General features: G+C 63.7%; 9 protein-coding genes. 6 read left to right on the top strand and 3 right to left on the bottom strand.

Annotated elements, in window-relative coordinates:
• Nucleotides 1-43: 43 nt before the first annotated feature.
• On the bottom strand, nt 44-1,399 hold the full coding sequence (locus VHD36_14935) for a DUF3386 family protein (GenBank protein ID HVU88613.1): 1,356 nt from the start codon (nt 1,397-1,399) through the stop codon (nt 44-46).
• Between the two features lie 354 nt (nt 1,400-1,753).
• Here VHD36_14935 and VHD36_14930 point away from each other — a divergent pair, with 354 nt between their 5' ends.
• Nucleotides 1,754-2,095 carry a DUF962 domain-containing protein gene (locus VHD36_14930; GenBank protein ID HVU88612.1) on the top strand — a complete coding sequence of 114 codons (342 nt, stop codon included), beginning with the start codon at nt 1,754-1,756 and terminating at the stop codon, nt 2,093-2,095.
• 49 nt (nt 2,096-2,144) lie between these two features.
• On the opposite strand, the gene VHD36_14925 is transcribed toward VHD36_14930, so the two are convergent.
• On the bottom strand, nt 2,145-2,504 hold the full coding sequence (locus VHD36_14925) for a hypothetical protein (GenBank protein HVU88611.1): 360 nt from the start codon (nt 2,502-2,504) through the stop codon (nt 2,145-2,147).
• Nucleotides 2,505-2,835: 331 nt separating this feature from the next.
• On the opposite strand from VHD36_14925, the gene VHD36_14920 reads away from it, so the two are divergent.
• From VHD36_14920 to VHD36_14910, 3 genes are all read left to right on the top strand, one after another.
• Complete coding sequence (locus VHD36_14920; protein ID HVU88610.1) at nt 2,836-4,590, top strand: hypothetical protein; 1,755 nt, start codon at nt 2,836-2,838, stop codon at nt 4,588-4,590.
• Nucleotides 4,591-4,645: 55 nt separating this feature from the next.
• Complete coding sequence (locus VHD36_14915) at nt 4,646-5,413, top strand: glucose 1-dehydrogenase (GenBank protein ID HVU88609.1); 768 nt, start codon at nt 4,646-4,648, stop codon at nt 5,411-5,413.
• A gap of 126 nt (nt 5,414-5,539) precedes the next feature.
• Nucleotides 5,540-6,325: an enoyl-CoA hydratase-related protein gene (locus VHD36_14910; GenBank protein ID HVU88608.1), complete on the top strand. Its 786-nt coding sequence runs from the start codon at nt 5,540-5,542 to the stop codon at nt 6,323-6,325.
• Nucleotides 6,326-6,501: 176 nt separating this feature from the next.
• On the opposite strand, the gene VHD36_14905 is transcribed toward VHD36_14910, so the two are convergent.
• The gene (locus VHD36_14905; GenBank protein HVU88607.1) at nt 6,502-7,479 is read right to left on the bottom strand and encodes a hypothetical protein; all 978 of its coding nucleotides are present in this window, start codon (nt 7,477-7,479) and stop codon (nt 6,502-6,504) included.
• A gap of 210 nt (nt 7,480-7,689) precedes the next feature.
• On the opposite strand from VHD36_14905, the gene VHD36_14900 reads away from it, so the two are divergent.
• The gene (locus VHD36_14900) at nt 7,690-10,875 is read left to right on the top strand and encodes a DUF1553 domain-containing protein (protein ID HVU88606.1); all 3,186 of its coding nucleotides are present in this window, start codon (nt 7,690-7,692) and stop codon (nt 10,873-10,875) included.
• Between the two features lie 3 nt (nt 10,876-10,878).
• On the top strand, nt 10,879-12,348 hold the full coding sequence (locus VHD36_14895; protein HVU88605.1) for a DUF1501 domain-containing protein: 1,470 nt from the start codon (nt 10,879-10,881) through the stop codon (nt 12,346-12,348).
• Nucleotides 12,349-12,511: the final 163 nt, after the last annotated feature.

The following is a 12,511-nucleotide window of genomic DNA, read 5'->3' as shown; positions in this document are numbered from 1 at the left end:
GCGGCTCTCGGTTTCTTCGCTGACGGGTTACCTTGCAACAACGTCACTTGGCGTCGAGCAACTTGTGGCTGCTCAGGGTGAACGTGCGTACCGACAGGCCGCCTGAGGTGGCCGTCGACACGGTGTGGGTCTGCGGCAAGTCGAAATCACCGACGCGGCGCCAGCGATCCTGCACACTTTCGGTGCGAGCGAGTTTGCCGGTTTTGGCGTCCCAGTATTGCACAGTGTAGTTGCGTGGCAAAAAGCGTCCGGCAGAGTTTTGTTCGTTATCCAGCACCGTGATCGTCATATCCTGCTCGCCGAAGTTGCGATTCACGACCATGATCTGCGAATCGCGCACCCGATAGCTCGAGGCAAACTGGCCGCCGGAGAATTCCAGGAGCCGGCCCAGCGGATGATTCTGATCTTCGTCGGCGAAACGCAAGACGGGAGGAGTCGCGTCGCGTGAATCCTGCGCCACGCGGTGCATCGTGATCGATTCCAATTGCTCGCGCACCCAATCGGCCACGGGCTCGTCGGCAGCGTCGACGGTCACGCTGCCGTCGGCTGTCACCGTGACGTCGCCCGCGACGGGGCGGCCGTCGACATTACCGTCGAGCGTCGCTTTAAAGCCGGGGAAGTTCTTCCATTGCGCCCGCGCGGCGACGGCATCCTCGAAGAGCTTTACCGCCGCGGGGTCGGAGTCGGTGCGCGCCAGGGGCCAGGTGAACGTGAGCGTTGCGAATTCGCGAATCTCGTCATAGTGCTTGCCATCTTTGTCGCCTGCCATCTTGTCGACGTGCTGCGCGTACACGGAATAAACGCCCGTCGACGGCGGTTGGAACGTGACCTCGCCCTGGTCGTTCGTCGTAAGCTCGTCGCCGACCAGGTTCACGTCGACCGTGTTCACCTTGACACCTGGCTGAGGCTTGCCATCGTGCAAGAGCGTGAGCACGACCTGGTCTCGCGCAAAGCGAGGCGCGAACTCGAAGCGTTCCTGGCCGCGCCATGCGAATTGGTTTAACTCGCCAGGTGTTCCGGCGCACGCCTTGGGATAGTGCCGCAGCAGAAACGGCGTCTGTGCCGGGCGCGCAAGGACGCCATAGTCGAGGACGCCGAAGACTTCGGCGCTTCCCTGGATGGGCAAATGCGCCCGCAACCGATCGGCCCCCTTGGTGACGGCAAGCTCCTGCGGTTCGCCTGTGGCCGTTTGCAGCCACAGCCGTGTGGCCGCCACCTTATCGATGAAGCGCGGATCGCCCGCGTCGGCTTTCTCGCTGAAATAGACCTCGGCCGCGCGTCCCCCTTCGGCCGGCGGCAAGATGCGCACGAACAGGAAATGCGCCTGTGCCGGGCTGCACAGCCACGCACCATAAGCACACGTTAGAACAAGCCGCCAGCACGTGCGATGCGAAGTCATTGGCCCCTCGACGAATTGCGTGACGAAGTTGTGTTGTGGTCCAGACCTGGGCGGAGTCGCCTCGCTATTGTAATGCCTCACGGGGGGCGAGGTTGCCTGGCTGCCGCTCCCGCTCCCTCGACATAAGAAGAACTGCGGTGTCGATGGCATGCCCCTCTTCTGTAGCTGGCCTCTGCGAGGCCGGGAGCCGATAGGCAACGCTTCCGGGGTCGCACACCCGGGCTACAGACTTTACAGTTCTCTGCCGTCGGTTCGCATTGCTTCCGGCCCGGGAGAAAGCCAGAATAGAGTCGGATGCAACGGGCGGCAACGCAGCCCGCCGCCCATCCGAACACCCCCGGGCCGGAGGTCATCATGCCGCAGGACCAAATCAAATCGTTCGAAGAGTTCTGGCCCTTTTATGTTCGCGAGCACAGCCTGTTGAGCACGCGGATCATGCACTTCGTCGGCACGACGTTGAGCTTTGTCGTGATCGGCGCCGCGATCGCGATGCAGATGTGGTGGCTCTTGGTACTGGCGCCCGTGGCCGGCTACGGGATGGCCTGGATCAGCCATTTCGGCATCGAGAAGAACAAGCCGGCCTCGTTCAAGTATCCGCTGTGGTCCTTCATCGCCGATATGAAGCTGTGGGCCTTGATGGCCACAGGACGAATGGGAGCCGAGGCGCAGCGCATTCTCGGCGCGCCGGCGAAGTAAGTGCCTGCGGCGCGGCGGCGCTGTTTGATCAAGCGCCTTTCGCTGACTCTCACCAGCCGCCGAAATCTTTCAGCGTAATGCCTTGCTGCGCGGCCAGCATGATCAAGCTTTGCTTGAAATAGACGAACGGAATGTGGTTGCTGCGCTTGCGCGACCAGTCGAAGCAGATATTGACCAGGCTGAGCGGCAGCTTGTTCTTGTCCACCTGGCGTACCACGTAGCGAACCCACGCGAACTCGCCGGGCTGCCGGCACTTCAGCCCCTGTTCCAATTGCTGCAAGAGCGTGATCTGTACGTAAGGGCTGGTCGGGTTGACCTGCATCTGGGCCGAGGCCCTGTGCGATACAACCGCGCCCCCCACGGCAACGACGGCGACAAGGCACAACGCGCGCAGCAGAACCTTCGCCATGGTCGGCTCTCCTGAGACCCGAAGGGAAATGAAAGGTAGAAAGGCGGCCAGCTTGTAGTGCAAATCAGGGCGGCCGGCAAGATCGGCTGTTGAACCAGCGGTCGATCACCCCGGCAGTTCCCGTTTGAAAGTACAAGCCGCAGTTTGCCCAGTTTTCGGCGTCCTCGCCATTCCGCCGGGTGCATTCGGCTTTGCCCGTTGGTCCCCCGCGACGTAACATATGCTTGAATCGCGTCCGCCGCGGCTCGCCCTGCATTCAGGGTCCTGCCAGCGGACGGATTTGCCTGCCCCGATGTCCCGCCTCCCAGTAACTCTGCGATCGATCGTCGCCATGCGAAGCTCCCGTCGCCACCGATTTTGCTGGCTGCTGTTGATCGTGGGGAGCGGCTTGTCATGGCGAATGGCCGCTCATGCCGAGGAGCCACCGCCGGAAGCGGCGCAGGCTTTGCGTGATTGCCTGGCGGATCTCAATTCCGACCGCTTCGACGTGCGGGGGCGCGGGGCCGAGAAACTCAAGGCGCTGGCCAACGATAAGGACACGCAGCCGGCCGTGGCCGTGGCGCTGGAACGACTGCTGCTGGCGCCTGACACGTCGTATGAGGTTCGGTCGCTGTGCGAGCCGATCCTTTCGCAATTGCCCGCGCCGCCTGCTGATAGCATTCCGCAAATCGCGCCCGAGGAAATTGATCGCTTACTCGGCGACGTGGACGCGGCTTCATACGGTCAACGCGTCGGGGCGGCGATGCGCCTGGCGTGGATTGCCAAGCGCAACCCGCAATGGGCCGCGGTGGTGGCCGAGAAGCTCAAGCAGCGGCTGAAAGACCCGCAATTACCCTCGGATGTGCGTCGCCGCCTGACGGAATTGCGCGAGGCCGCCTGGGTACGCTGGCTGGCGAGCGATCCGAAGACCTGGCCGGCGCCTGCGGCGACCGACAACCAAGTTGAGTTATGGCTCCATATTCTGACGTCCGCAACCGAACACCCCGTCGCGCACGAATGTGCCGAGCGTGAGCTGACCGATTTGGTGGTGTACGAGTCGTGGGCGCCGAAGATCAAGGTCGCCGTCGCAAAACATCTGGAAAATGCCGATCTCGCGCCGGAAGCGATCGAACGCCTGACGCGGCTATCGGATTTGTGCCAGCCGGCCATGGTCGCCGAAATTTGGGAAGACCGCGTCAACTCGACTTTGCAATACCTGCTGGTCGACGTGCCGCAGTTCCCCGACCAGGCCTTGCGCGCCACCCATTTCAGCAGCATCGACGACACGACGGCCCATTGCAAAAGTGGCAATTCTCTGGCGCCGGGCGATTACCCGGTGGGCGTAGCGATTCCGATCACGCATCCGCAGCAACCCTATAGCGAAAACCGGATGTTTCAACTGGTGAACCTGCCGAACGCCCGGCAGCGATTGTTGTACGACCTGGCGAAGCTGAAGGTCGATCCCAGCCAACGGCTGCACGAACTGAGCGAGCGCACCACGGCCTGGATGGCGGCGCAAAAGCGCTGCTTGACCGAGCGTGAAATCGCCCTGCTCTTGCAATTGGATGGTGACGTCGTCTCGCGTTTCGCCGGACCTTACCTGCTGTCGGTCGACGATCAGCCAAAAACCGAGCCGGAGGAGTTTCAATTCGGCGGCCGCTCGAGCCGGCACCTGCTGTTGTGCGCCGTATTGGCCGAGAATGGCACGCGCGAGGTTCTTCCGAGTCTGGTCGAAGCAGGTCGGCGCGGGCGGTTGCCGGCACCGACCGAGGAAGTGCGTCTGAACGTCGGCTGGCTGGCGGTCTTTAAGATTGCCGACCGCGACCCCTGGCCGGGCCTCGATGATTGCCTGGCCGGAATGATCGACATCGCACGGCCGATCAGCACGATCGGCGACCCGCCGCCGGAAGTTGGCGCAACAGCTGCGGCCATGTTGCTTACACGTCACGGCGAAAACCTGTCCGACTTCGGCGTCGCCGAAGTAACCGACCAGGAATTGCGCGGGCTGGGCGTGCCGGCCAGCCGCTTTACGACGCCCGCCGCCCGGCAGCAAGTCATCGAGTGGTGGCAGCGCCGCAAAGAGAAGCCCAAGACGCCCGACGCTTAACGGCGCGCTTCGGTTTGCAACAAGTGCGCCAGGGCGCGCGACGAAGAGGACCTTCATGCGCGGATTAGCCGACAAGATCGCCATTGTTACGGGGGCCGGCGGCGCCATCGGCCGCGCGATCTCGTTGCGTCTGGCCGACGAGGGCGTTTTTGTCGGCGTCCTCGATCGTGACGAGGCGGCTGCCGCCGAAACCGTGCAAGTTATCGCGACCGATGGCGGTCGGGCGGAAAGTCTGGTCGCGGACATCACCGACCATGCCGCGATCGAACGTGTCGTACACCAATTCGAGCACACCCGCGGCCCTATCGACATCCTCGTCAACAACGCCGGCTGGGATCGGGCCGGCAATTTTCTCGATACCGACCCGCTTCTCTGGGAGCGGATCGTGGCGATCAATCTCACGGGCCCGTTGAACATGCACCACGTCGTCGTGCGCGGCATGGCGCAGCGCGGCCGCGGCACCGTGGTCAATATCTCGTCCGATGCGGGCCGCGTCGGTTCGTCGGGCGAATCGGTCTACGCCGCCGCCAAGGGGGGAATCATCTCCTTCACGAAAACTTTGGCGCGCGAGCTGGCCGGCCGCGGCATCAATCTGAACGTCGTCTGCCCCGGCCCGACCGATACACCGCTCTTGGCGTCGTTCGCCGGTTCAGGCGAGGCGGGCGAGAAGCTCCGCGCGGCCTTGCAACGGGCGATCCCCATGAAGCGCCTGGGCCAGCCCGGCGACATCGCCGGCATCGTCGCCTTTTTGGCGAGCGAAGAAGCGCAATACATCACCGGACAGGTGATCAGCGTGTCGGGCGGTTTGACGATGCACGGATAGCACTCGGCGACACAGCTCCTCGGGCGAAACGGAATTGGCAGGCGTCGGCATATTTCCACCGGCGTTCAAGCGCGATACAAAGCCAATCGCGTTGCTGCGAACCAATCGCCAGGAGCCTGTCCGCGCATGAGCTATCAAGATTTGCTTTACGAAGAACGTGATGGTGTGGTGACGATCACGATCAATCGCCCGCAGGTTTACAATGCCTTCCGCGCACAGACATGCGAAGAGCTGATTGCCGCTTTCGTACAGGCTGGCGGCAATTCGCAAATCGGCGTGATCGTGCTGGCCGGCGCCGGGGACAAGGCCTTTTGCAGCGGTGGCGATCAAGGCGGCCAGGCCTCGGGCGGTTACGGCGGGCGCGGCGCGTTGGGCATGCCCATCGACCAGGTTCACAGCCTCATCCGCGACGTGCCACAGCCGGTGATCGCGCGCGTGCAGGGCTTTGCCATCGGCGGCGGCAATGTGCTCGCCACGATTTGCGATCTCACGATCGCCTCGGATCGCGCCGTGTTCGGCCAGGTCGGGCCGAAAGTCGGCTCGGTCGACCCAGGCTTTGGCACGGCGTATCTCGCCCGCATCGTCGGCGAGAAGAAAGCGCGCGAGATGTGGTATCTGTGCCGGCGCTATTCGGCCACCGAAGCGTTGGCGATGGGCCTGGTCAATGTCGTCGTGCCGCACGACGAATTAGACGCCGAAGTCGGCCGCTGGTGCGGCGAACTAATGGAGCGCAGTCCGACGGCGCTGGCCATCGCCAAGCGGTCGTTCAACGCCGACACCGAATCGATCCGCGGCAGCGGCGCACTTGGATTCCAGGCCGTGGCGCTCTACTACCAGACCGAGGAACACAAGGAAGGGTCCGCAGCGTTCCACGAAAAGCGCAAGCCCGACTTCCGGCGGTTTGTACGGTAAGTGCGCCTCTTTACTGTACGGCCGAGCTTTTACTGTAGCCGGAGTCTGCGACCCCGGTTGAAAGAACACCGACGTCGTCGATTGTTCGTCGCGCCACAGATCAGCGATGGTCGCACCCGTGCGGCTCCGGCCTCGCAGAGGCCGGCAACAGAAGGCAGCTCCACGCTCGCAGCCCGTCACTTCGTTGTGTTCCCGGCCGTCAAGGCCCGCAAAACGGGCGCCGCGAAGGCCGTGAGTGCGGCGACGCCACCGTTGGCGTCGGTGAGTTCGAGCTTGAGACGATCGCCCGACGCGGTTGGCATTAGCTTTTTCCACAGTTCGTCGTATTCGGGAATCGCCTTCTGCACCGCGGGTACTCGACCGACGGCCGCGAATACCTTGATCAGTGCGCTTTCCACAGCCGCTGCCGCTTCGGCATCAGGCGATTGCACGACGAGGCGGATGGTGACGTCGTTGGGCGGCAGTTCGAAGCCGGCTGCCATCCACTCGATTCCGCGCGTGAATACCTTGGTCTCACCGCCCCCCAATACTTGCGGCAGTTGCGGTGCAATCGTTTCAGCCAACTTCCGCAATTCGGCGGCGGGCACGAAGGCAACTTGCACGGCGCCCGCGCCGACGGCGGAAAACGCGGCGGCGATTTCGGGCCGCTCGGGCGTTTCGTTTTTCTTCAGCCGGTCGATGGTCTCCGGGCTGGCCGTGACTAGCGCCTTGCCGATGCGCTCGCTCTGCAATGGCCGCCCCCATGCTTTTTCCAGGTCGCGCCGCGCTTCGGCAGCGATCGCGGTGGCGGGCGTCGCCCCTTCCAGCGGCAACGCGAGGAAGAAGGGCATGCGGCCAAAGTCGGCCAGACTGCTGACAACGTACAGATCGACCGAGGCATCTTCCGGTAAGGTCTGACGCAGCACGTTGACCAACACGGTCTCCGCTTGCATGCGATTGCGCTCTCCCTCCGGCAGTTCCAGGAGATCCCCCAGCCAGTCGATCGTTTCCGCCGCATCGAAAGCCAACAAGTCGACGTGGGCCACGACAAGCGTCTGCCGATCCGATAGCGGAGCGACGATCTCGGCCGATGCCTCGCTGGCTCGCGCCGCAGGAGCAGTATCGACGAGAAGAACTAGCAAAACCAGCAGGCAGGCATTGGCAGAATACCGCATCGAACAAACTCCTGTTACGGGCCGGTTCTCGTAGCTCGGCAGCCGACGGCGCTTTTCAAATTCGCCGGCAAATGTCGCGGACGGGTCCGACGGGCGGGCGGCTGTCCCGCACCGCCGCCGCAAGTTACGATTCTACTGGCTCCTGGTAAACTCAAGTACCAGCGCAATGTAACGAAGGTTTCGTTCCAGCACCCTTTGGGACACGGAATCGTGCGAGCCCAGTTTGATAGGGCCGTGTTTGCCCTGCTGATTCTGTGCGGCGTGCTTGGCAAAACGGGCGTGGCAGCCGAACCGCGTCCTAGCCAGGTCACATTCAACCGCGACGTGCGGCCGATCCTGGCCGACGCATGCTGGCGCTGCCACGGACCGGATAGCGCGCAGCGCAAGGCGGACCTCCGCCTCGACAACGAGGCCAGCGCCACGGCCGAGCGTGGTGACACGCGCGCGATCGTCCCGGGTAGCGCCGCGACGAGCGAATTGATTCGCCGGGTCACTTCGGCCGATCCCGACGAGCGAATGCCGCCCGAGGGAAGCGAGCCTTTGACCGCCGCGCAGATAGCGACCTTGCGCACCTGGATCGATGCAGGCGCCCCTTGGCAGCCGAATTGGTCGTTCCTTCCGCCTAAGCGTCCGCCGCTTCCCACGGTGAACAACGGCGCCTGGCCGCGCAACGATATCGATGCGTTCGTTCTGGCCAGGCTCGAAAGCGAGGGGCTGTCGCCGGCTCGCGCGGCTGACAAGATGACGCTCTTGCGGCGCGTCACCCTGGACCTGACCGGCTTGCCCCCCACGCCCGCCGAGGTCGATGCGTTTCTCGCGGACGATTCGCCGTCGGCCTACGAGGCCGTGGTGGACCGGCTATTGGCCTCGCCGCGTTATGGCGAGCGAATGGCCGCCCCCTGGCTCGACGCCGCCCGGTACGCCGACACCAATGGGTATCAAACCGATGGCGAGCGAACGATGTGGCGGTGGCGCGATTGGCTGATCGACGCCTTGAATCGCAACATGCCGTTCGATCAATTCACGATCGAGCAACTGGCGGGCGATCAACTGCCGGAACCCACCCTCGAGCAGCGTATCGCCACCGGTTTTCAACGCAATCACCGCGGTAACGGCGAGGGAGGAATCATCGCCGAGGAGTTTGCCGTCGAATACGCGGTCGATCGTGTCGAGACCACCGGCACTGTATGGCTCGGGCTGACGATCGGCTGCGCGCGTTGTCACGATCACAAGTACGACCCGGTGACGCAAAAGGAGTTCTACGAGCTCTTCGCGTTCTACAACCAGGTGCCGGAACGCGGCCGGGCCGTGAAGGTGGGCAACTCGCCTCCCTTTCTCATGACCCCTACGCGTGAGCAGCAAGAACGCCTGGACACCGTGGCGGCAAAAGTTGCCGACGCCGAGCGGCGCGTGGCGGAGCGCGCGCCGCAACTGGCGGCGACGATCGCGGCTTGGGAGGCATCGCAACCAGGCCTCGACGATCAGGATTGGAGCGTGTCACACGATCTGGCGGCGCACATCCCCTGCGATTCGGAAAAAGCCGTCGTCACACGGCCGCTCGCGGCGACCGGCGATACCAAGCCAGTGGCGGCTACCATGCGCGCCGTTGATGGTGAGCTGGCTTTCCGCCCAGGACCGGTGGGATCGGCGGTATCGCTATCGGGGCAAAATGCCATCGATTGTGGTGACGTGGCCGATTTCGGCTATTTCGACAAGTTCACGATCGCCTGCTGGGTGTTGCGCGAAAGTGACACAGACGGCGTGATCTGGTCGCGCATGAAGGACGAGCCCGACGGGGCAGGTTTTAACCTGCAACTGGTCGACGGCCGTGTGCAGTTGAACCTGGTGATGCGCTGGCTCGACGACTCGCTGCGCGTGGAAACGATCGCGCAGCTGCCGAAGGATCGCTGGACGCACATCGCCGTGACGTATGACGCCACGCGTCTCGCATCCGGCGTGCGGATTTACTTCAACGGTCAGCCGCAAGAGCTGCGCACGATCACCGATTTGCTCTACCAAACGTTTGCCGTGAAGGAACCATTCCGCCTGGGGATGGGCGGTCCGGCCGGCCGGTTGCGCGGCGCCGTGGACGAGCTGCGCGTCTACCGCGCTTGTCTGCCTGCGGAAGACATCGAGCTGATCGCCACGCCGGCGACGCCGGCCAAGATTCGGGCGACACCGATGAAAGATCGTTCGCCCGCTGAAACGAAGAAGTTACAAGCTTATTACGTTGCCGAACATGCCGAGGCGGCGGTACGCGGCGAATTCGAAGAGCTTGCCGCGCTGCGGCGCGAGCAGGAAAAACTTGTCGACAGTATCCCGACCACCATGGTGATGGAAGATGTCTCGCCGCGGCGCGATACGTTCTTGCTCATGCGCGGGCGTTATGACCAGCCGGGTGAAAAAGTGGTGCCGGGCGTGCCGGCATTTTTGCCGGCGCCGTCGAAGACGATCGAAAATCGTCTCGACCTGGCCCGTTGGCTGGTCGATCCCGCGAACCCGCTCGTGGCGCGCGTGACGGTGAATCGCCAGTGGCAATTGTTCTTCGGCACGGGCCTGGTCAAAACGGTCGACGATTTCGGTCTGCAAGGAGAACTACCCAGCCATCCGCAACTACTCGACTGGCTGGCGACGGAGTTCGTGCGCACCGGCTGGGATGTAAAGCGCTTGCAGCGGGCGATCGTCACCTCGGCGACCTATCGGCAAGCGTCCCAGGCCGCGCCGGCGCTGCTTGAGCGCGACCCGGACAATCGACTGCTCGCGCGTGGGCCGCGGCAGCGACTGTCGGCCGAGACGATCCGCGATGCGGCTTTGTTTTCCAGTGGCCTGTTGATCGAACGGCTCGGCGGCCCCTCGGTGAAGCCCTATCAGCCGTCGCGTTTATGGCTGGAGCTGACCGGCAACGTCGATTACGTGCAGGACCACGGCGACGATCTGTATCGCCGCAGCATCTACACCTATGTGAAACGAACGGTCGCTCCGCCGACGATGGTGACGTTCGATTCCTCGCCGCGCGAAACGTGCATCGTCCGCACGGTGCGCACCAATACGCCGCTTCAAGCGCTCGCGCTGATGAACGACGTGACGTTCGTCGAAGCCGCCCGGGCCCTGGCCGAGCGCGTGATCGCCGAAGCGGCTCCGGAACCGGGCGAGCGCATCGCGCGCGCGTTTCGTTTGATACTCGGCCGGCCCCCCACCGCCGCCGAGTTGGAAACGCTACTGCGAAATTGGAAGCGGCAGCAAGCGCACTTCGCGGCCAACCCGGCCGCCGCCGCGGCGCTCGTCAAAACGGGCGAGTCGCCGCGAAAGACAGAATGTGACGCATGCGAGCTGGCCGCTTACACGACCGTGGCCAGTTTGATCATGAATCTCGACGAAGCGATTACGAAGGAATAAACCGTGGACCCGCTCGCTGAACGGCAACTCGCGCTCACGCGCCGCGGCTTTCTGGGCCGCGCCGGTGGCGGCCTGGGCTCGATCGCGCTGGCTTGCCTGCTGGGCGAAGAGAAAGCGCGCGCCGAAACGGCACCGCACGCCGAGAACGGCGCTGGTGGTCTGGCCGGTTTGCCGCACTTCGCGCCGCGGGCCAAACGCGTGATCTACCTGTTCCAGTCGGGCGCGCCGTCACAGATGGATCTGTTCGACTACAAACCGCGGCTCGACCAGCTGCGCGGGTCGGAACTGCCCGATTCGATCCGCCAGGGGCAGCGGCTCACGGGGATGACCAGCGGGCAGCACAGCTTTCCCGTGGCCAACACTATTTTTCGCTTCGCGCAGCACGGCCAGAGCGGCGCCTGGGTCAGCGAGCTCATGCCGCACACGGCGCGCGTCGTCGACGACGTGTGCTTCGTCAAGTCGATGTACACCGAGGCCATCAACCACGACCCGGCGATCACCTTCTTCCAGACCGGGGCGCAGCTGGCCGGGCGCCCGAGCATCGGCTCCTGGGTAGCGTACGGGCTGGGGACCGAGAACGCCGATCTGCCCGCCTTCGTGGCAATGATCTCGCAAGGCTCCGGCAACCCGACCGACCAACCGCTGTACGACCGGCTATGGGGAAGCGGCTTTTTGCCGACGCGCTATCAAGGCGTGAAGTTCCGCTCGGGCGGTGACCCTGTGCTGTACCTGTCGAATCCCGCCGGCCTGGATACGGACACGCGGCGGCGCTTTCTCGATGACCTGGCAGAACTCAATCGCGCGCACCTGGCCACCAGCGGCGATCCGGAAATTCAAACCCGCATCGCGCAATACGAGCTGGCCTTCCGCATGCAAAGCGCGGTGCCGGAACTGACCGCGGCCCGCGACGAACCGCAACATGTGTTCGATCTGTACGGCCCGGAATCAAAGACGCCCGGCACTTTTGCCGCGAATTGTTTGCTCGCGCGGCGGCTCGTCGAGCGTGGTGTGCGCTTCGTGCAGCTCTTTCACCGCGGTTGGGATCAGCACACCAAACTGCCAACGCAAATCGCCGGGCAATGCCGCGACACCGACCAGGCCTCGGCAGCGCTCGTGGCCGATCTGAAGCAGCGCGGGCTACTGGACGATACGCTGGTCGTCTGGGGCGGCGAATTCGGCCGCACTGTGTATTGCCAGGGAACGCTGACGGCAAAAGACTACGGCCGCGACCATCATCCCCGCTGCTTTACGATCTGGCTCGCCGGCGGCGGCATCCGGCCCGGCATGACGCTGGGAGCGACCGACGACTATTGCTACAACATCACGCAAGATCCGGTACACGTACACGATTTGCACGCGACGATCTTGCATTGCCTGGGCATCGACCACACGCGCTTGACCTACCAACTACAAGGACGCAAGTTCCGCCTGACCGATGTTCATGGAAACGTCGTGCAGCAGATCCTGGCGTGACAGAAGCTCCCTCTCCCTGCCAGGGAGAGGGTCAATAGTGTTCGGTTCAAGATTTGCTACGGGGGTTTCGCTGTGGCGTGATGTTTGGCGATAGCTTGCTCAAGTTCGTCGAGTGTGGCCCAGCCGCTGAGGTAGTGGCAGAGCATTTCGTAGAGTCGTTTGT

The organism is Pirellulales bacterium (assembly GCA_035546535.1).
Classification (GTDB): Bacteria; Planctomycetota; Planctomycetia; order Pirellulales; family JACPPG01; genus JACPPG01.
The sequence above is the reverse complement of the archived record's forward strand: the minus strand, read 5'-3'. Positions and strand labels throughout refer to the sequence as shown.

Bases quoted from the DNA above. Each gene is read 5' to 3' on its own strand.
- VHD36_14935 (HVU88613.1), bottom strand. From the start codon at position 1,399: ATGACTTCGCATCGCACGTGCTGGCGGCTTGTTCTAACGTGTGCTTAT.
- VHD36_14930 (HVU88612.1), top strand. From the start codon at position 1,754: ATGCCGCAGGACCAAATCAAATCGTTCGAAGAGTTCTGGCCCTTTTAT.
- VHD36_14925 (HVU88611.1), bottom strand. From the start codon at position 2,504: ATGGCGAAGGTTCTGCTGCGCGCGTTGTGCCTTGTCGCCGTCGTTGCC.
- VHD36_14920 (HVU88610.1), top strand. From the start codon at position 2,836: ATGCGAAGCTCCCGTCGCCACCGATTTTGCTGGCTGCTGTTGATCGTG.
- VHD36_14915 (HVU88609.1), top strand. From the start codon at position 4,646: ATGCGCGGATTAGCCGACAAGATCGCCATTGTTACGGGGGCCGGCGGC.
- VHD36_14910 (HVU88608.1), top strand. From the start codon at position 5,540: ATGAGCTATCAAGATTTGCTTTACGAAGAACGTGATGGTGTGGTGACG.
- VHD36_14905 (HVU88607.1), bottom strand. From the start codon at position 7,479: ATGCGGTATTCTGCCAATGCCTGCCTGCTGGTTTTGCTAGTTCTTCTC.